At 73.8% G+C, this 18,879-nt stretch carries 20 protein-coding genes; 10 read left to right on the forward strand and 10 right to left on the reverse strand.

The genetic code is table 11. The features are described 5' to 3' along the window. Positions 1 to 21: 21 nt before the first annotated feature. Positions 22 to 732, reverse strand: coding sequence for an RNA-binding S4 domain-containing protein (locus ACFIF2_RS11940; protein ID WP_395572559.1), 711 nt, complete (start codon positions 730 to 732; stop codon positions 22 to 24). A 209-nt stretch (positions 733 to 941) separates the two neighbouring features. Here ACFIF2_RS11940 and ACFIF2_RS11945 point away from each other — a divergent pair, with 209 nt between their 5' ends. Next, on the forward strand, positions 942 to 1,664 hold the full coding sequence (locus ACFIF2_RS11945; RefSeq protein ID WP_395572560.1) for a uracil-DNA glycosylase: 723 nt from the start codon (positions 942 to 944) through the stop codon (positions 1,662 to 1,664). A 47-nt stretch (positions 1,665 to 1,711) separates the two neighbouring features. Further along, entirely contained in the window at positions 1,712 to 2,677 is a 966-nt protein-coding gene (gene pip / locus ACFIF2_RS11950; RefSeq protein ID WP_395572561.1) for a prolyl aminopeptidase, read from the forward strand. 46 nt (positions 2,678 to 2,723) lie between these two features. On the opposite strand, the gene ACFIF2_RS11955 is transcribed toward pip, so the two are convergent. Genes ACFIF2_RS11955 through ACFIF2_RS11965 form a run of 3 tightly spaced genes read right to left on the reverse strand, consistent with a single transcriptional unit; the run spans position 2,724 to position 4,122 of the window. Beyond that, entirely contained in the window at positions 2,724 to 3,191 is a 468-nt protein-coding gene (locus ACFIF2_RS11955) for a GNAT family N-acetyltransferase (protein ID WP_395572562.1), read from the reverse strand. Then, positions 3,188 to 3,601: a RidA family protein gene (locus ACFIF2_RS11960; protein ID WP_395572563.1), complete on the reverse strand. Its 414-nt coding sequence runs from the start codon at positions 3,599 to 3,601 to the stop codon at positions 3,188 to 3,190. Before ACFIF2_RS11960 ends, ACFIF2_RS11955 begins: the two co-directional genes overlap by 4 nt. Beyond that, entirely contained in the window at positions 3,598 to 4,122 is a 525-nt protein-coding gene (locus ACFIF2_RS11965) for a hypothetical protein (protein ID WP_395572564.1), read from the reverse strand. The genes ACFIF2_RS11960 and ACFIF2_RS11965 overlap by 4 nt, the downstream gene beginning before the upstream one ends. 140 nt (positions 4,123 to 4,262) lie before the next feature. Between ACFIF2_RS11965 and ACFIF2_RS11970 the strand changes: the two genes are divergently transcribed. The 5 genes from ACFIF2_RS11970 to ACFIF2_RS11990 all read left to right on the forward strand — a co-directional run bounded on the left by ACFIF2_RS11970 (position 4,263) and on the right by ACFIF2_RS11990 (position 9,726). Beyond that, positions 4,263 to 5,048: a nucleotidyltransferase domain-containing protein gene (locus ACFIF2_RS11970; protein ID WP_395572565.1), complete on the forward strand. Its 786-nt coding sequence runs from the start codon at positions 4,263 to 4,265 to the stop codon at positions 5,046 to 5,048. 267 nt (positions 5,049 to 5,315) lie between these two features. Continuing rightward, on the forward strand, positions 5,316 to 7,193 hold the full coding sequence (locus ACFIF2_RS11975; protein ID WP_395572566.1) for an FUSC family protein: 1,878 nt from the start codon (positions 5,316 to 5,318) through the stop codon (positions 7,191 to 7,193). After that, positions 7,190 to 8,566, forward strand: coding sequence for an amidohydrolase (locus ACFIF2_RS11980; protein WP_395572567.1), 1,377 nt, complete (start codon positions 7,190 to 7,192; stop codon positions 8,564 to 8,566). Before ACFIF2_RS11975 ends, ACFIF2_RS11980 begins: the two co-directional genes overlap by 4 nt. Before the next feature lie 129 nt (positions 8,567 to 8,695). After that, the gene (locus ACFIF2_RS11985; protein ID WP_395572568.1) at positions 8,696 to 9,385 is read left to right on the forward strand and encodes a DUF899 domain-containing protein; all 690 of its coding nucleotides are present in this window, start codon (positions 8,696 to 8,698) and stop codon (positions 9,383 to 9,385) included. Between the two features lie 155 nt (positions 9,386 to 9,540). Beyond that, positions 9,541 to 9,726 carry a hypothetical protein gene (locus ACFIF2_RS11990; RefSeq protein ID WP_395572569.1) on the forward strand — a complete coding sequence of 62 codons (186 nt, stop codon included), beginning with the start codon at positions 9,541 to 9,543 and terminating at the stop codon, positions 9,724 to 9,726. Positions 9,727 to 9,744: 18 nt separating this feature from the next. Here the strand turns inward: ACFIF2_RS11990 and ACFIF2_RS11995 are convergent, their stop codons facing one another. From ACFIF2_RS11995 to ACFIF2_RS12005, 3 genes are all read right to left on the reverse strand, one after another. Further along, entirely contained in the window at positions 9,745 to 11,610 is a 1,866-nt protein-coding gene (locus tag ACFIF2_RS11995; protein WP_395572742.1) for an ABC transporter ATP-binding protein, read from the reverse strand. Between the two features lie 301 nt (positions 11,611 to 11,911). Continuing rightward, positions 11,912 to 12,352, reverse strand: a complete 441-nt coding sequence (locus ACFIF2_RS12000; protein ID WP_395572570.1) for a hypothetical protein — start codon at positions 12,350 to 12,352, stop codon at positions 11,912 to 11,914. Further along, positions 12,349 to 12,984 carry an ATP-binding protein gene (locus ACFIF2_RS12005; RefSeq protein WP_395572571.1) on the reverse strand — a complete coding sequence of 212 codons (636 nt, stop codon included), beginning with the start codon at positions 12,982 to 12,984 and terminating at the stop codon, positions 12,349 to 12,351. The genes ACFIF2_RS12000 and ACFIF2_RS12005 overlap by 4 nt, the downstream gene beginning before the upstream one ends. Before the next feature lie 224 nt (positions 12,985 to 13,208). On the opposite strand from ACFIF2_RS12005, the gene ACFIF2_RS12010 reads away from it, so the two are divergent. Together ACFIF2_RS12010 and ACFIF2_RS12015 are read left to right on the forward strand one after the other, a co-directional pair. Further along, positions 13,209 to 14,069: a helix-turn-helix transcriptional regulator gene (locus ACFIF2_RS12010; protein ID WP_395572572.1), complete on the forward strand. Its 861-nt coding sequence runs from the start codon at positions 13,209 to 13,211 to the stop codon at positions 14,067 to 14,069. Then, entirely contained in the window at positions 14,070 to 14,345 is a 276-nt protein-coding gene (locus ACFIF2_RS12015; RefSeq protein ID WP_395572573.1) for a DUF397 domain-containing protein, read from the forward strand. A gap of 118 nt (positions 14,346 to 14,463) precedes the next feature. On the opposite strand, the gene ACFIF2_RS12020 is transcribed toward ACFIF2_RS12015, so the two are convergent. Together ACFIF2_RS12020 and ACFIF2_RS12025 are read right to left on the reverse strand one after the other, a co-directional pair. Next, entirely contained in the window at positions 14,464 to 15,954 is a 1,491-nt protein-coding gene (locus tag ACFIF2_RS12020; RefSeq protein WP_395572574.1) for a glutamate synthase subunit beta, read from the reverse strand. A gap of 167 nt (positions 15,955 to 16,121) precedes the next feature. Continuing rightward, entirely contained in the window at positions 16,122 to 16,601 is a 480-nt protein-coding gene (locus ACFIF2_RS12025) for a DUF1772 domain-containing protein (protein ID WP_395572575.1), read from the reverse strand. Between the two features lie 283 nt (positions 16,602 to 16,884). On the opposite strand from ACFIF2_RS12025, the gene ACFIF2_RS12030 reads away from it, so the two are divergent. Next, positions 16,885 to 17,517 carry a uridine kinase gene (locus ACFIF2_RS12030; protein WP_395572576.1) on the forward strand — a complete coding sequence of 211 codons (633 nt, stop codon included), beginning with the start codon at positions 16,885 to 16,887 and terminating at the stop codon, positions 17,515 to 17,517. Between the two features lie 153 nt (positions 17,518 to 17,670). Here the strand turns inward: ACFIF2_RS12030 and ACFIF2_RS12035 are convergent, their stop codons facing one another. Then, entirely contained in the window at positions 17,671 to 18,798 is a 1,128-nt protein-coding gene (locus ACFIF2_RS12035; RefSeq protein ID WP_395572577.1) for a magnesium and cobalt transport protein CorA, read from the reverse strand. Positions 18,799 to 18,879: the final 81 nt, after the last annotated feature.

The raw sequence follows: 18,879 nt of genomic DNA on the forward strand, positions 1-18,879 counted from the left end.
GACCGGGCGGGTGCCGGCCCGTCAAGGCCGCTGCTCGGCGTCCCGCCGGGCGCGGCTCAGCCCCTCCAGGCCACGCAGGCGCTCCAGCTCGCGTCGGTCGCGCTTGGTCGGGCGGCCGGCGCCTCGGTCCCGGATGCCGGCCGGGGCGACGGCCTCCCGGGGCGGGGGCGGCGGGGAGTTGTCCTGGTAGCACTGGGCGGCGATCGGGGCGCCGACGCGCTTGCGGATCAGCCGCTTCACGACGACGACGCGTTCCCGGCCCTCGTGCCGCAGGCGCACCTCGTCGCCGACGCGCAGCGAGTAGGCGGGCTTCACGCGCTCGCCGTTCACCCGGACATGGCCGCCGCGGCAGGCGGTCGCGCCGAGAGAGCGGGTCTTGATGAGGCGGACGGCCCAGATCCAGCTGTCCACGCGCACACTCTCGCCGCTCTTCGGTCCGGCCGCTTCGGCGGCGGCGATCGCGGCAGCGGTCTTCGGGTCGGGGGCCGGGTCCGAGGCCGGGTCCGGCGCCGGGGACCGGTTCGCGGAAGCGGCGCCGTCGGCCTCGCCGTCTTCGCCTTCGCCGACCGCACCGCCGCCCGCGCCGGGCTCCCGCGCGGGCGCCTTCCGGCCGCCTTCACGGACGCTCACCCGGTCGGTCGTCGCCCCCGCCTCCGCCGCAGCCCTCGTCCCGGCGGCGTCCTGTGCGTCGCCCGCCCCGCTGTTCCCGTCCTCGTCGTGCTCGCAAGCCATGCCTCGACCTTAACCGTCCGGCGCGGTGAGGTGGGCGGCTATTTCCGGGGCCCAGGGCGCCCCACCGGAGCCGGTCCGACCGAAGGCCGGGACCGGGCCGGGGCCGGGCCGAGGACTGGCGTCAGGGCAGACCGAGGGGCCGGTGGTGTCGCCAGGGGGCGACGGCCCCGCGTTCCCTCACTTCCGGGCAGTGGTCCTACGGTGGGTGCATGAACACCGGTGGCCTCCCCGTACTCGACCGACGGATCGCGGGCTGCCGGGCCTGTCCACGGCTGGTCGACTGGCGGGAAGAGGTGGCCCGCACCAAGCGGGCGGCCTTCGCCGACTGGACGTACTGGGGCCGGCCGGTGCCCGGTTTCGGACCGCCGGACGCGCGTCTGCTCATCGTGGGGCTCGCCCCCGCCGCGCACGGCGGCAACCGCACCGGGCGGATGTTCACCGGCGACCGCTCCGGGGACGTGCTCTTCCAGGCGCTGTACGACGTGGGCCTGGCGTCGCAGCCCACCGCGGTCTCCGCCGACGACGGCCTGGAACTCCACGGCGTGCGCGTCACCTCCCCCGTGCACTGCGCCCCGCCCGCCAACAAGCCCACCCCCGCCGAGCGCGACACCTGCCGGCCCTGGCTCGTCCAGGAACTCGGGCTGCTGCGGCCGACGCTGCGGGCCGTGGTCGTGCTGGGCGCCTTCGGCTGGCAGGCCGCGCTGCCGGCGTTCTCCGAGGCGGGCTGGACCGTCCCCCGGCCCCGTCCCGTCTTCGCGCACGGCGGCCGCGTGTCGCTCGACGCCACCGAGGGCACCGGGACCGGCCTGCACCTCTTCGGCTGCTTCCACGTCAGCCAGCGCAACACGTTCACCGGCCGGCTCACCTCCGAGATGCTCCGGGACGTACTGAGCACGGCGGCCGAGTCGGCCGGGCTGCGGCCCGGGACGTAGGCCATAACCGGGTGAGGGGCGCGAGCCGACGGCGCTACGGTGCCTGGATGGGCCTGTATCCGGAGATCGAACCGTACGACCACGGCATGCTCGACGTCGGTGACGGCAACCGCGTCCACTGGGAGACCAGCGGGAACCCGCGCGGCAAGCCCGCGGTGGTCCTGCACGGCGGGCCGGGCTCCCGCACGAGTCCGAACCTCAGACGGTACTTCGACCCGGCCGCGTACCGGATCGTGCTGCTCGACCAGCGCGGAGCCGGCCGCTCGACGCCGCCGGCGAGCGACCACGGCACCGACATGAGCGTCAACACGACGGCGCACCTCATGGCGGACCTGGAGCGGCTGCGCGCACACCTGGGCATCGAAAGGTGGCTGGTGTGGGGCGTGTCGTGGGGGTCGGTACTGGGACTCCGGTACGCCCAGACCCACCCCGGGGTGGTGTCCGAGCTGGTGCTCACCGGAGTCGCGACCGGCTCCGACGCCGAAGTGGCCCTCCTGACCCGCGGCCTGGGAAAGATCTTTCCCGAGGCGTACGCCCGCTTCCTCGCCGGGCTGCCGGCGGACGAGCTGGGCGGCAACCCGGCCGCCGCGTACAACCGGCTGCTGGAGTCGCCCGACGCCGCGGTCCGCGAACGGGCCGCACGCGCCTGGACCGACTGGGAGACGGCGACGATCCCCGCGCCTCCCCGCTCGGTGGCCCGGTTCGAGGACCCGGACTTCCGCTTCGGGTTCGCGCGCACCGTCACCCACTACTGGGGCAACGACCACTTCCTCGGTGACGGCAACGACGAGGGCGTGGTCCTCAGGGACGCACACCTGCTGAAAGGCATCCCCGGCACCCTGGTGCAGGGCAGCCTCGACTTCGGCAACCTCCTCGGCATCGTCTGGCGGCTCCACCACGCCTGGCCGGACAGCGACCTGGTGATCGTGGACGAGGCCGGACACGACGCCGGCGCGATCGGTGACGACGCCCTGGTGGCGGCGACCGACAGGTACGCCCGCACCGAAGCGTGACCCCGTCCCCTCGTACGGCGGCCGGACCACTGCCCGCCCTCCCGTGCTACGGCCGCCACACGTACCGCACGTCCGGCTCCCGCTCCTCGTTGCGGGCGCCGTCCGTCCACTCCACGGCGGTGAAACCGTGCCGTTCGTAGAAGCGGTGGGCGGGCGCGTTGACCTGGAAGGTCCACAGCGACAGTCCTTCAGGGACGCGTCGCTTGGCCAGCGCGACGAACCGGTCGCCGATGCCGTGCCCACGCCGCTCCGGGACGAGGTACAACTGCGACAGCTCCCCCTCCTCCAGCACCATCACGCCGACGACCTCGCCGCCCGGCGCCTGAGCGACCCATGCCTCGCGCAGGGGCACCACCACGTGGCGGAAGTAGTCCCGGACCTCTTCGTCGGTCCGGGGCCGGATCACGGAAGGCAGCGCGGCGTCGAAGGAACGCAGCCAGACGTCGGCGGCGGCGCGGGCGTCCTTCGCCGTCGCGCGCCGCAGGACGACCGGCGCGTCCTCTTCCTCGCTCACGGACGCGTCTCGTCCGGCACGGCCGCCGTCGCCGTGATCTCCACCAACTGGCCCGGGTACCCGAGGCAACTCACCCCGAGCAGCGTCGACGCATGCGGGCCGGCGCTGAGTCCGGACGCCTCGACCACGCTCCACACGGCGGACAGCGCGGCGGTCTCGTCGCTCACCACGTACACATCGGTCGACAGCACGTGCCGCAACTCGCTCCCGACGGCGCGCAACTGCTCCGTGAGGTTCGCGATCACCTGCTCGGCCTGGCGGACCGGATCTCCCTCACCGACCAGCTTCCCCTCCGCGTCGAGGGGGACGGACCCGGCCAGGAAGGCGAGCCTGGTCCCGGCCTCGACGACCGAGGCATGCGAGTAGACGGGCGGCGGGAAGAGTCCGGGCACGGTGACGCGCTGGATCACGAGGGCTCCTGGGGAGGCGAACGGTCGACCTCCCGATCCTCCGTTCCCCGGCCCCCCGCCGCACCCGAGTTTCCCCTCAGCCCTCCGCCCCGCAGCTCCCCGCCCCGCAGCCCTCCGCCCCTTCCCTCCCCGCCCCACCAGTCTCCGCTTCGCTCGGTGATCCGCGCCCGCAACTCCCGCCTCCTGCGCCGAGCGGACGTCCGCACCGCCAGGGACCGCCGCGCGGCGGCCGCCGACGCGGCCCGGAACGCCGCGCCGCGCTCCACCGCCTCGACCCGCTCGACGGCGTACAGACGAGTCGGCGGCGCGGCGCGGACGTACGGATGCGAACGCAGCAGATCGGGCTCGCCGAGGAGCCGGCGGACCATCTCCACCGTCCAGCCCCTGGCCCGCAGCCCGGCCGCCGACACATGCGTGCGCCTCGGCTCCCGCTCGGTCCCGCCGGGCGCCCGCGGCCCGGCGACCGCGCGCTGCCTCCCGACCGGCCCCGGACCTCCCGCGTCCCGCTCCCACGACGTCATCACGACCTCCCCCGTCATTACGCTCAGTGACGACTTCATTGATAACGCGCGCCACTGACAATCGCCTCGTGCCGAGGCCCCGTTCGCGCGTACCCTTCCGGCGTCCGCCCACCACCCCCACGCGTCAGGAGCCCTCAGCAGTGCCCTCCCTCACGGACCAGGACTTCCTCGACAGCACCGCCGACCGGCTCGCCGCCCTGCCCGCGGTCCGTGCGGTCGCCCTCGGCGGCTCACGGGCCCAGGGAACCCACCGTCCCGACAGCGACTGGGATCTGGCGGTCTATTACCGCGGCGCCTTCGACCCGGACGACGTCCGTGCCCTCGGCTGGCCGGGGGAGGTCTCCGAGATCGGCGCCTGGGGCGGCGGCGTCTTCAACGGCGGCGCGTGGCTGACGGTCGACGGACGCAGGGTCGACCTGCACTACCGCGACCTCGACGTGGTGGAGCGCGAGGTGGCCCAGGCGCGCGAGGGACGGTTCGGCGTCGAACCGCTGATGTTCCACCTCGCCGGAATCCCGACGTACCTGGTGGTCGCGGAACTCGCGATCAACCGGGTGCTGCGCGGCGCCCTGCCCCGCCCCGCCTACCCGGCGGCCCTCCGCACCGCCGCCCCCGAGCGTTGGTACGGCTCGGCCACCGCCACCCTCGCCTACGCCAAGGCCGGGCACGCCCCCAAGGGCGCCGTCACCCAGGTCGCCGGGGCGATCGCCGTAGCGGCGACCCAGACGGCACACGCGGTGCTGGCGGCACGGGGGGAGTGGGTCACCAACGAGAAGGGGATGCTCCGACGGGCGGGGCTGGACGGGCCGGACGGGATCGACGGGCTCTTGGCGGGTCTGGCACCGGGACCGGAGGCACTGACGCGGTCGGTCACCGACGCCGAGGCACTCCTGCGCGCGGCCGTGGAGGAGAGCCGGAGGCACTGAAGCGGCGCCCTGCCGCGCACGCCGCCGGTCTCGCAGGCCGCCGGTCTCGCAGGCCGCCTGCCTCGCACGCCTCCGGCCTCACACGTCTGGATCGCGCGGATGAGGAACGCGCTGTTCCGGCCTGCTGTCACCTCGCCGAAACACGCCCGTCCCCGCTCCTTCGACAACACCCCTTAACGTGGGAAGCGCACCGCACCCCCACAGCCCGGCCACCGTCGCCCGAAGGCTCACCCCCGCCCTCGACCGGACGACAGGAGCCCGCGTCACGTGTCCCGCCCCGCCCACCTCGCCCGCCGCGCCGGCCTCCCTCTCCCGCCCTGGCTCGCCCACGCCCTGCGTGCCCAGCGCGGACCCGTGCCCTGGAGCGCGGTGACCCGGGGCGCGTTGGCCGGCGGACCGCTGCTGTGCGCCGCCCTGCTCGCCGGCCGGGCCTCCCTGGGAGTCGTCGCCGCCATCGCCGCGATGCTGGCCGGCATCAACGACCGGCCGGGCAGCCGCCGTACCTCCGTGCGGCGGATCGGCGTACCCGCGCTCGCGGGCGCCGCCGGACTGCTCGTCGGGACGTACGCCGGACAGCATCTCGGTGCCGTGCCGCTGACCTTGGTGCTGACCGGGCTCGGGCTGATCGCCGGCGGGGTCAGCGCCGCCGGCACCGTGGCGTCCGGGGCGGGGACGCAGTTGCTGGTCGCCACCGCCGTCGGGGCCGGGATGCCGTTGCCCGACCCCGGGTGGCAGAGGGGCCTGGCCTTCCTCGCCGGTGCGGGATGGCTGCTCGCGCTGCGTCTGGCCCTGCCCACGCCCGGTTCGCTGACCGGGGACTCCCGCCTCGACTTCCGCTTCGACGGGGAGCGGGCCGCCGTCGCCGACGTGTACGACGCCGTCGCGGCGCTCCTGGACGCGGCCGGCACCGAGCACGCCGTCGTCCGCCGGGCCGCGCTCACCGCCGCCCTCGACCACGCGCAGGACGCGCTCGCCGGGCCCCGGCTGCGGCGCTGCGCCTCGTCGGCGGCCGAACGGCGGCTGCACGCCCAGTACGCCGCCGCCCTGCCCCTCGGCGAGGCCGCGACCGCGCTCGCCTGGGCGGGGAAGGCCGTCCCCGCGCGCGCGGCCGAGGGGCCCCGACGGCTGGCCGCGGCCGTCCGCGGCGGCGTTCCCGCGGGACCCCTGCCCGCGCCCTCCCGCACGGAGCCCGCCCTGCGCGCGCTCGACGACGCCCTCCTGCACGCGGCGGAGGCATTCGACCGGGGCGGGGGCCGGGACCTGCACACCCGAGGGCGGACGGTCGTCTCCCTGGCCCGCACCGCGCTCGGCGCCGGCGGACGGGAGTACGGGCTGCGCGTCGGCCTGTGCTTCGGCGCCAGTGCCGCCGTCGCCCAGGTGCTGCACCACGGGCACTGGCACGGGTCCCACGCGCACTGGTACTGGCTGCCGGCCACCGCCGTCTTCCTCGTGAAACCCGACCTCGGCCCGCTCGTGTCCCGGGTCCTGTGCAGGGCGGCCGGGACCGTCCTCGGGGCGCTCCTGTTCGCCGGCTTCGCGGCCGTGCTGCCCCGGCCGGAAGGGCTCGTCGTGCTCGTCGCCGTGTGCGGTGCGCTGGTGCCGGTCGCCGCGCGGCACTTCGCCGCCCAGACCGCGGTCGTCACCGTCCTCGTCCTCGCCCTGGTCATGGTGGGCGGCGAACCCCAGGCCTCCGCCAGCCGTATCGGGGAGACGCTCCTGGCCTGCGCGATCGTGCTGGTCGTCGGGCACCTGCCGGTGCCGGGGCAGCGGGGCGGCGGGGTCCGCGCCCGGATCGACGCCGCCGACGCCGCGGCACACGCCTACCTCGCCCACGTACTGAACGGGTCCGAGGACCGCGCCGCCCGCTGGAGGCTGCGCCGCGAGGCCTACCGCACCCTCGCCGAGGCCCGCGCCGCCAGCGCCCTGGCAGGCGCCGAACTGCCCGCCCTCGCCCGGTACTCCGCGGGCGCGGACGAGGTCGCCGGAGTCCTCGAACGGCTCGTCGACACCACCACGGCGTGCGCCGTGCACCTCGACGACTCCGGCCGGCTCACGCCCCGCCACACCGAACGGCTCGCCGCGCTGCGGGAGGAACTCGCGCAGCGCCGCGCACGCGTGGGCCGGCACCGTACGTTGGCGGGATGACTCCTTCTTCCCCCGAGAAGCCCACGGAGCGGCCCGCCGACCTCGTCATCACCGGCTGCACCGTCCTCGTGCACGACGACGGGGAACGGATCGGTTTCGAGGAGGACGCCGCCGTCGTCGTACGGGACGGAGCCGTCGCCGCGGTGACGTCGGCCGCCGCCGTGGAGGACCTCGCCGCCGCCGACCGCATCGACGCGCGCGGACAGGTCGCGCTGCCCGGCCTGATCAACTGCCACACGCACGCGCCGATGGTCGCCCTGCGGGGGCTCGCCGAGGACCTGCCCACCGAGGAGTGGTTCAACGACGTCGTCTGGCCCGTCGAGTCCAACCTCACCGAGCGGGACGTGGAACTGGGCGCCCGGCTCGCCTGCGCCGAGATGATCCGCGCGGGCGTGACGTGTTTCGCGGACCACTACTTCGCCATGGACACGGTCGCCGACGTGGTCGCCGCATGCGGGATGCGGGCGCTGCTGGGGCAGGCGTACTTCTCCTCGCAGGGCCCCGAAGGGCGCCGGGCTTCGCTGGAGTTCGCGCTCCGGCACCGCGACAGCGCGGGCGGCCGGATCACGACCGCCCTCGCCCCGCACGCGCCCTACACCGTGACCGAGGCCGACCTCGCCGCCACCGCCCGGCTCGCCCGCGACCACGGGCTGCCCGTGCACCTCCACGCCGCCGAGAACCGCGAGCAGACCGACACCAGCCTCGCCCGGCACGGGGCCACGCCGATCGGGATCCTGGAGCGCACCGGCGTCCTCGACACCGACGTGCTCATCGCCCACGGCACCGGCATCACCGAGGACGATCTGCCGCTCCTCGCGCGCGCGGGCGGTCGTACGGCCGTGGCGACCGCGCCCCGCGGCTACCTCAAGTTCGCCTGGCCCACCACCACGCCCGTGCGCGCCCTGCGCGACATCGGCATCCCCGTGGGGCTCGCCACCGACGGGGCGGCCTCCAACAACTCCCTCGACGTGTGGGAGTCGATGGCGCTCACGTCCCTGATCCAGAAGTCGGCTGAGGGCGACCCCCGCTGGCTCACCTCCCGCCAGGCCCTGCACCACGCCACGCTGCAGAGCGCCCGCGCGGTCGGCCTGGGGGACACGGTCGGCCGCATCGCGCCCGGGCGCCGGGCCGACCTCGTCCTCGTCGACCTCACGGGGCCGCACACCCAGCCCGTGCACGACCTCGCCGCGACCCTCGTGCACAGCGCGCGGTCCGCCGACGTACGCACGACGATCGTCGACGGGCGGGTCCTCATGCGGGACCGCGAACTGCTCACCCTCGACGTCCCCGCGGTGGTGCGGGAGCTGGGGGAGCGGCTGCCCGGCCTGACGGACCGCGGACACGGTCGGCGCATCCAGCGGTACGACACCTGAACGCCCAGGTCAGCGGCTTTGTGGCGCCCTTCTGGAAAAAATCTTGCCGAGCCGCGATGAGTTCCGCTCCCCCTGGCGGTCACCACCCGCGAGGGACCGTGCTGTGTCGCACAGGAGGAGCTGGATCGCATGTCGTTGCCCGAGATCGTCACCCGCGCGGACTGGCGCGCGGCGCGCGAGGCGCTGCTCGTCAAGGAGAAGGCGGCCACCCGCGCGCGTGACGCGCTCAACGCCGAGCGCCGCGGGCTGCCGATGGTGGAGGTCGACAAGGAGTACCTGTTCGAGGGCGGCGACGGCAAGGCCACGCTGCTCGATCTCTTCGAGGGACGCGATCAGCTCGTCGTTTACCACTTCATGTTCGCCCCCGAGTGGGACGCGGGCTGCCGCAGCTGCTCCGCCTTCCTCGACCAGATAGGGCACCTCGCGCACCTGAGGGCACGCGGCACGTCGTTCGCCGCCGTCTCCCGGGCGCCCTACCCGAAGATCCTCCCGTTCAAGGCGCGGATGGGCTGGACGCTGCCCTGGTACTCGTCGTACGTCAGCGACTTCAACACCGACTTCGAGGTGACCCTCGAACACGAGGGCGAGCTGGTGGAGCGGCCGGGGCTCAGCTGCTTCCTGCGCGACCGCGACCGGGTCTTCCACACCTACTCGACGTACGAGCGCGGCCTCGACGGGCTCGGCTCGACCACCAGCCTGCTCGACCTGACCGCCCTCGGCCGGCAGGAGCCGTGGGAGAAACCGGAGGGACGCGCGTCGGCCCTGGGGGCCCCTGCGGGAAGTGAGCGGATCCGTTATCACGACGAGTACGAGTACTGACACGGTCCGTGGCGAACAGGTCCGAACGGGCGAGGCGAAGCTCACCCTTTGCGGTGAACGAGTGTCAACTATGTCTCAGTACCACCACCGCGCGAGGCTTTGGCTCCATGGTTGGCGTTTAACTCTACGAGTGCAGCGCTACATGGAGGTGCAGGGTGAACGGGCGAACGGTGCTCGAACGCTTTCCCGCCGGCGGACCGCGTGGATCCTGGCCGGCGGAGGAGTTCGCCAACGCGCGGCGTCTGGAGGGCCTGCCCGCCGAGGTCGTCATGGACCTCGCCACGGACATGTTCCTGGTCGTCGTCCGCGCCGGTGACGCAGCGGGTGACGCGGCCGCCTGACCCGCGGACCGCGTCCTGTCAGCCCGTCTTCGGGGCGGGCACCGGCGCCCCGGCGAACTGCTCCGCCTGCAGGGAGTACAGCTCCGCGTAGACGCCGCCGGTGGCCAGCAGCTCGTCCGGAGTCCCGGACTCCACGAGCCGGCCCTGGTCGAGGACGTGCACCAGGTCGGCGTGGCGCACGGACGCCAGCCGGTGGGTGATCAGCACGACGGTCTGCCCGCTGCCGGCCAGGGCCCGGATCTTCTCGAACACCTCCAGCTCGGCGCGGGCGTCCAGGGCCGCCGTCGGCTCGTCCACGATGAGGATGCGGCCCTGCCGGTACGCCGCGCGGGCGATCCCGATGCGCTGCCACTGGCCGCCGGACAGCTCGTGGCCGCCGCTGAAGTTGCGGGCCAGCAGCGTGTCCAGGCCGCGCGGGAGGTCCGCGACCACCTCCTCGGCCCCCGCCTCGGCGACCGCGTCGGCCACGCGGTCGTCGCCGAGCGGTAGCGAGGAGCGGCCCACCGCGACGTTCACCCGCGCGGTGAACGGCCAGCGCTTGAAGTCCTGCGCCACCATGGCGACGCGTTCGGCGAGCGCGTGCCGGTCCGCCGTCGCCGCGTCCACGCCGTCCCAGGTGATCCGGCCCCGGTCCGGCGTGTACAGCCCGGCGAGCAGTTTGACCAGGGTCGTCTTGCCCGAGCCGTTCTCGCCGACGAGCGCCACGATGCGGCCCAGCGGCAGCGAGAGCGTCACGTCGTCGAGCGCGGGACGGGCGGCGTCACCCGGGTAGCGGAACGTGACGTTCTCGAACCGGATCTCCTTCGGGTCCCGCGGCAGCGCGACACCGCCCGCGGGAATGGCCCGGCCCGCGGCCTCCACGTGCAGACGCTGCAGGTCACCGACGAACAGGGCCTCCTCGTGGAGCGCGTTCATCTCCACGACGAGGGTGCCCAGACTCTGCGAGCCGGTGCGGATCGCGATGACGGCCGTACCCGCCACCGACAGGGCCATCGCGCCGCCCAGGAGCAGCCCGCCGAGCGTCGCGTACGTCGCCGCCGTCGCCAGCCCCGTCCAGGCCGCCGCGATCAGTCCCGTACGGGCCGCCAGCCGGGCCAGCCTGGCCTGTTCCGCCTCGGCGGTCTCCGACATCGCGCGAAAGTGCCGCAGGAGGAAGGGGCTCACTCCGTGCACCCGGATCTCGGGGGCCGCGGCGGGCTCGATGAGCAGACTGCCCAGCAGCCGCCCCGCGCGCTCGTGCTGCACCCAGGCGTGGAACGACTCGTACCGGCGACGGGCGAGGGTCAGCGCGCTCCAGGCGCTCGGCAGGGTCATCGTCACCAGTAGCGGCAGCAGCGCCGGGTGCAGCACGGTCAGGACCCCGGCCGCGGCGATCAGCGAGATCAGCGCGTTCACCACGCGCGTGCCGTACATGATCATGCGTCGTGCGGAGGCGGCGCCGTACTGGGCGGTGTCCAGGAGCTTGTGGAAGGCGTGGTCCTCGATCGCCGACAGCTCCACGGCCGCCGCCCGCTCCAGGTACCGCTCGGTGGCCACCCGCTCCACCTTGGGTTCCAGCCGCCCGGTCGCGTACGTCGAGGCCGCCCGCAGCAGGGCGGCGACGAGCATCACGACGGCCACGGTGACCAGTGCCGGGACGGCACCGCGCAGGCGTTCCCCGATCGGCCCGGCGGCCATCAGTCCGGCCAGCACACTGTTCACCGCGAGGAGACTGACGGCCTGCGCCAGGCCCCTGCCCACCTCGGCCGCCAGGACGGTCCGGGCGGCCCGCGGGTCGGCCTGCCGGGCGAGCCGGAGGCTGGACGCCAGCAGGGACGGCAGCCGGGTCAGCATCGCCCGGAAGCCCAGCTCCAGGAAAGCGTCGGCGTGCTGGTTCCAGCCCATGTCGTAACGCAGCGGGCCGCCGAACAGCAGCCGTTCCGACTCAGACACCCCCGCCGGTTCCGTGCCGTCCGTGCCGTCCTTCCTGCGCACCGTCTGCCTCCCCCGCTCGTGGACGGACGGCCACTATCACCGGGGAGGGGTGCCCGCGGGCAGGGCGCGGGCGGGGGAGGGCGGAGCGCGCCGGTGCACGCGCGGCCGGAGCAGGCCGCGAGGGGGCGCGCGGGGTGGCGCCGGGGAGCGGGACGGGCCGGAGGGCGCTCGGGCGCCTACGCCTGCCACCGAACCTACGCGTTCACCGCGCCTACGCGTTCACCTGGCGTGACCACGTCGGTGTCGTGTTCGTCAGCCGGCACAGGGCCAGGTAGAGGGGGATGGGCGGGGTGTAGGGGACCGTGCCGTCCGGACGGTGGATGAGGCCGGGCACGCCCGGGGTGTCCGGGACGACCGCGCCGGTGGCGTAGCGCGCGGGCGCGGGCCATTCCAGGGCGTAGTCGGAGTCGGACGGGACGATCCACCACCAGTGCGCGTCATCGGCGTACACGCACCCCACGCGTGGCAGCCGGGGCAGGACGAGGGGGCCGAAGCGGGCGGGTACCGCCACCGCGTCGCAGCCCAGCGGCGCCGTCATGCCGTCCGGTACGGGCAGCCGCCGGGGCGTCCCCGGGGAGCGCAGTCCGCGTTGGAGGCGGACCAGGGTGTCCAGGCCGAGCGGCCGGATGCCGGACGCGGCGCTCATGGTCATGCGGTCCCCGTTCCACGGCGCGCCGGGAGGTGGCGTCCCTCCGCCTCGCCGTCGTCGTCCGTGTCGTCGGCGGGGCCGGGCTTCGGACGGGCGCCCCAGCCCAGGTCGTTGCGGGGTTCCGAGGGATCGCGCGGGGCGTCCGCCTTGCGCGGCAGCTCGGCCCAGACCAGTAGTCCGGGGCCGTGCTCGTGGGCGCCCCAGGCGTCGCACAGGGCGTCCACGAGGAGCAGCCCCCTGCCGTGCTCGTCGTCGGGCTGCTGATCGGCCGCCGGATGTGGCTGACCAGGGGCGCACCCCTCGTCCCGCACGGCTATGCGGACCAGTTCGGCCCCGTCGTGCAGCTCGCACACTATGTGTCTGCTCGCCGTGTGCACGATCGCGTTGGTCACCAGCTCGGAGACGACCAGAGCCGCGGTGTCGCAGGTGTCCTCGCACACCGACCAGCCGTTCAGCCGGGCGCGGGTCAGGCGTCTCGCCTGCGCGGGCGAACCCGGATGTGCGGCCAGCTCGAAACGGAACCGGCGCTCGGCGGCGGCAGCCCCCGCGGGGCCGGCTCCCATGGCGGCACCGAGGCCCAGGGAGCCCGCGGTGGCGTCTGTTCCTAAGGGCGCGGACGGAATCACGCTTGCCACTATCGCCCCGCCGTGAACACTTGGCAAGTGTCACTCTGAAAAATGCAGAGTGCTGTGTGACGGTCTGGACGGCCGTGGCACACTGCTCGCAACAGCACGTCGAGCGGCGCCACTTCAGATCACCGGAGGCCTGCACAGGCTTTCGAACGGGTCTTCGAATGGCGCCGCCGGGCTGTCCGCACATGGACGCTTCGGCATGTACAGGTCTCTCCAGGAGGTGGGCGGTGAGCGAGCCTCGGTCCGCGCCGACGGTCGGCCAGGTCGTTCTCGGCCGGCGCCTGCTGGACCTTCGGGAACGCGCCGGTCTCAAGCGGGAGGAGGCCGCCCGCATCCTGCGTGTCGCTCCCGCGACGGTCCGACGGATGGAGATGGCGGAGGTCGCCCTCAAGATCCCTTACCTCCAGCTCCTGCTGAAGGCGTACGGCATCGACGACGAGGAGGCCGAGGCCTTCGTCCGGCTCGCCGAGGACGCCAACAGGCCCGGATGGTGGCAGCGCTTCCACGACATCCTGCCGAGCTGGTTCTCCATGTACGTCAGCCTGGAGGGCGCGGCGGCCCTGATCCGCTCCTACGAGCCCCACTTCGTCCCCGGGCTCCTGCAGACCGAGGACTACGCGCGGGGTGTGCTCCGCTCGGGCGCCATCGGGCAGACCCGGCCCGACGACATCGAGCGCCACGTCGATCTGCGCATGCGACGCCAGGAACTGCTCACCCGCGAGGACGCGCCCCGGCTGTGGGTCGTGATGGACGAGACCGCGCTGCGGCGCCCCGTCGGGGGCCCGGAGGTGATGCGTGCCCAGATCGACAGGCTGCTCGACGCCACGAAGCTGTCCAATGTGACGCTCCAGATCGCCCCGTTCTCCAACGGGCCGCATCCCGGCACGTACGGGCCCTTCGTGCTGTTCCGATTCGCCATGCCGGAACTGCCGGACATGGTCTACAGCGAGTACCTGACCGGCGCCGTCTACCTCGACGCGCGCCCCGAGGTGGCGACCCACCTCGAGGTCATGGACCGCATGGCGGCGCAGGCCGCCACGGCACATCGCACGAAGGAGATCCTCCGGGATCTCCGCAAGGAGCTGTGAATGAATCGCATCGAGCCCCAGCGCTCGCCACGGACCCGCGGTGAGCGGATCTACAACGGCATGCCCGCCCGTGACCTGGGCAACGAGGGCTGGCACAAGCCGTGGAGCGGCGGGAACGGGGGCAATTGCCTGGAGGCGATGAAGCTCGCCGACGGCCGGATCGCGGTGCGTCAGTCCACCGACCCCGACGGTCCGGCCCTGATCTACACCTCCGCCGAGATGACCGCCTTCATCGAGGGAGCGAAGGCGGGAGAGGCGGACTTCCTGCTGTCCTGAGCCGCGCACTGCCTTGATGTTTGTTCTTAAGCTGCTTGAGCTGTCTGACACCTGGTCGATCACTGCCCATCGGAAAGAACTCAACACCTCGGGGCCCGGCCGAGTGGCCGTCACCCGGTCAGGCCGTCATCGGCCGGTCGTACGGGCCGACCGGTGACGGCAGCCGCGTACCGCCGCCGGACAGATGGCGGTCGACGGCCGCCGCCACCGCCCGCCCCTCCGCGATCGCCCACACGATGAGCGACTGCCCGCGCGCCGCGTCCCCGGCGGCGAACACCCCGGGGACGTTGGTCGCGAAGCCCCGGTCCCGGGCGAGTGTGCCCCGCGGCTCCAGCGCCAGCCCCAGCCTGTCGATCAGCCCGTCCCTCCGGTCCGGCCCGCTGAAGCCCAGCGCGAGAAGGACCAGGTCGGCGGGGAGGGACCGCGCGGTGCCGGGCAGCGGACGGCGCCCGGCGTCCACCCCGACCAGGTGCAGCGACCGCACATGCCCGTCCGCGTCGCCGGTGAGGCGCAGCGTGGACGCCGCGAAGAGCCGCGCGTCCGCGTCGGCCGCGGGCGCGGACCGCAGGTCACGTGCCTCCTCGTGCGCGGCCGAGAGCCGGTACAGCCGCGGATACGTCGGCCACGGCTCGGCCTCCTCGTCCCGCTCCGCACCCGGCCGCGCGTAGATGTCCAGCTGGGTCACGGACGCGGCCCCCTCCCGTACCGCGGTGCCGAGACAGTCCGCGCCCGTGTCGCCACCCCCGACGATGACGACGTGCTTCCCGGCGGCGGACAGCGGGGAGCGCTCCATGTCGCCCTCGCACACCCGGTTGGCCAGTGGCAGGTACTCCATCGCCTGATGGACCCCGGCCAGCTCCCGGCCCGGCACGGCCAGTTCGCGCCACGCGGTCGCGCCGGTGGCGACCACCACCGCGTCGTAGCGGGCGCGCAGCCCGGCGGCGTCCACGTCCCGCCCCACCGTCACCGACGTGCGGAACCTCGTCCCCTCGGCCCGCATCTGGTCGACGCGCCGCTCCAGGTGGCGCTTCTCCATCTTGAACTCGGGGATGCCGTACCGCATCAGCCCGCCGACCCGGTCGTCCCGCTCGTAGACGGCGACCGTGTGCCCGGCCCGGGTCAACTGCTGTGCCGCCGCGAGCCCGGTGGGCCCCGAGCCGATCACCGCCACCGTCCTCCCGGACAGCCGCTCCGGCGGGCACGGCGGGGTGAGCCCCTCCTCCCACGCCCGGTCCGCGATCGCGCACTCGACATTCTTGATGGTGACGGCCGGCTGGTTGATGGCGAGCACACAGCCCGCCTCGCACGGCGCGGGACACAACCGGCCGGTGAACTCCGGGAAGTTGTTCGTGGCGTGCAGCCGCTCGCTCGCCGCCCGCCAGTCCGACCGGGCGACCAGGTCGTTCCAGTCCGGGATCAGGTTGCCGAGTGGGCAGGCCTCGTGGCAGAAGGGGACGCCGCAGTCCATGCAGCGGTCGGCCTGCGCGCCGACGATCGGCAGCAGCGCCCCCGGGACGTACACCTCGTCCCAGTCCCGGACCCGCTCCTCGGCCGGCCTGCGGGGCCACTCCTCGCGGGGTGTGGTGAGGAAACCCTTGGGATCGGCCATGGCCGTCGTCCTTGCGTGGGGAGTGACTGGCCGGGCGTCGGCGGGCGGCGCTCTTCCGGTCACGATACGTCCCCCCGGTCCCGCGCGCAGGGCGCCGGACGGGTCCTCTCCCGGGTGCCGCGGGCCCGGCGGTGCCGGCCCTCCCGGGCAGGGCCCGGCCGTTCCCGTCAGGTGAGGGCGAGCAGGTACGCCAGCGCCGCCGCGGCCGAGGCGACCGTGCGGACGTGGTTCCACGCCGTCCACTCGCGCACGTACGCGGGCCACCGCCCGGCCGCCTCGGCGGTGCCCGGCTCCAGCCGGAGCAACGCGGTGTTGCGCGGCACATTGGCGGCCGCCGTCACCCCGAACGACCCGAACAGGTACAGGGCGCTGCCCAGCAGCAGTTCCACCGCGGCCCCCTCCGGCCACAGCACGAACGTCACCACGGCGATCACCGCGGCCAGCACCGCCGTGCCGAGGAACACGAGCATGAAGGCCGGCCGCACCGCGGCCGTGTTGACCGCGTTCATCGCCGCGACACCCTGCGCGGGCGGCAGCGAGGCCAGCCCTCGCATGACGAACGTCGAGAACGCACAGAAGGCGCCCGCCGTCAGACCGGTCCCGAGCACGCCCAGCACCGTCAGCACGAAGTACGGTCCGTCGATCACGTCCAGTCAGCTCCCACCCGTCGAGTCGATGCCCGCCCGGCACCATCGGCCGTCGACCAGCCCGAGTCAACCCTCGTACGGGCACGGTGACCATGGCCGATCGGCGCGGACGCATACGCGAGCGTCCAGACGAGCGGCCCGGAGGGCGGCTGAGTGGGCGGTCGGGAGGATGGCTGAGAGGGGGGTCGGGAGGATGGCTGGAAGGGGGGTCGGGAGGGATGTCCAGGGGGATGCCCGGGGGGATGTCCGGAGTGCGTTCTGACGGCTGACGCATCATGGTCGGGTGCGACTGGAAGCGATCACCTGGGAGAGGCTCGGCGACCGGCTCGCCGAGCGCCTGCTCGACGTCGAGCCCGCCGACGGCGGTGCCCGGCCGCGCGTCGCCCTCGACGGCGCCCCGGCAGCCCGCCCCGGAGACCTCGCCGAGCGGGTCCGCGAAGCGCTGCGCGTACGCGGCCGCCCCTCCCTCGTCGTCGGCACCGAGGGCTTCCTGCGCCCCGCCTCGCTCCGCCTGGAGTACGGGCACCATGACGTCGAGTCCTATTACGGCGGCTGGTACGACACCGGCGCCCTCTGGCGCGAGGTCTTCGACCCGCTCGGGCCCGAAGGCGACGGGCGGGTCCTGCCCGACCTGTGGGACCCGGTCGCCGACCGCGCCACCCGCAGCCCCTACGTCCACCTCCCGCCCGGCGGTGTGCTGCTGCTGCACGGGCCCTTCCTGCTGCGCCACTGGTTCCCCCTCGATCTGAGCGTCCACCTCCTCCTCGGGCCGGGCGCCCTGCGCCGCCGCACCCCCGAGAGCGACCACTGGACCCTGCCCGCCTTCGAGCGCTACGAGGAGGAGACCGACCCCTCCCGCACCGCCGACGTCCTGGTCCGTGCCGACGATCCACGGCATCCGGCGTGGAACGGCTGATCCGCCCGCTGGACGACACGATCGGCCGTGACGTGACGTGACGTGACGTGACGTGACGTGACGTGACGTGACGTGCCGTGACGTGCGGGAGCCCGTGTCGGCGTGCGCGTGAGAGTGCGGCCTTCTCGGCCTCGCGCCCCCGGCCGTCCGTCCTCAGAGCCAGCCGTTACGCCTGAAACCCCGGTGCAGTGCCAGACAGGCGAGCGCTATCACGCCGATCACCAAGCCGTAGCCGTACCGCCAGCGCAGTTCCGGCATGTGGTCGAAGTTCATGCCGTACACCCCGCAGACCATCGTGGGCACGGCGATGATCGCGGCCCAGGCGGTGATCTTCCGCATGTCCTCGTTCTGCGCGACCGTCACGCGGGCGAGGTGCGCCTGGAGGATGGAGTTGAGCAGTTCGTCGAACGCCGCGAGCTGCTCCGTGGCCCGCAGCAGATGATCGGCGACGTCACGGAAGTAGGCCTGTATCTCCGGCTCGACCACGCGGGTCGGCCGCGTCGCCAGCTCCTCCAGGGGCCGGCCGAGCGGTACCACGGCCCGCCGCAGCTCGAGGAGTTCACGCTTGAGCTGGTAGATCCGCCCCGGATCGACCCGCGCGCCGTGCTCGGCGAACACCTCCGTCTCCACGTGGTCGATGTCCGACTGGACCGACTCGATCACGCTCAGGAAGTCGTCCACGACGTGGTCCGCGATCGCGTGCAGGACCGCCGACGGCCCCTTGCGGAGCTGAGCGGGATCGGACTCGAGTCCTTCCCGCAGCGGCCCCAGCGAGCCGTGCCGCCCGTGGCGCACGGTGATCACGAAGTCCTGGCCGACGAACACCATGATCTCGCCGGTGCTCACCACCTCGCTCGTGGCCGTGAGCTCCTCGTGCTCCACGTAGCAGACCGTCTTGAACACCGCGAACAGCGTCTCGCCGTACCGCTCCACCTTCGGACGCTGATGGGCCTCGATCGCGTCCTCGACCGCCAGCGGATGGAGGTCGAAGAGCTCCGCGACACCCGAGAACTCCTGATCCGTCGGCTCGTGCAGACCGAGCCAGACGAAACCGGTTCCCCGCTCGCGCATCCGCCTGATCGCACTGATCGGATCACCGCCCTCGGGAGTGCGGACGCCGTCCCGGTAGGTCACGCAGTTCACCACCGAGGAACCCAGCGGGGAGCGGGCGGGGTGGCTCAGGTCCACGCGGGGGCGCCGCCGGGCCAGCCGTGCCACCCTGCGCAGGCCGCCGGCCCTTCCCAGGTCGGTGACCTTCCGTAGATTCCCTGCCATCGTCATCCGTGTCTCCCCCGAGTGAGTCCTCTCGCGCCGTGCTTCTCGCGCCCTGGCGTGCCAGTCTGCCAGTCCGGCGGGAAGGGC

It is taken from the genome of Streptomyces sp. BK79, from assembly GCF_044142145.1.
Classification (GTDB): domain Bacteria; phylum Actinomycetota; class Actinomycetes; order Streptomycetales; family Streptomycetaceae; genus Streptomyces.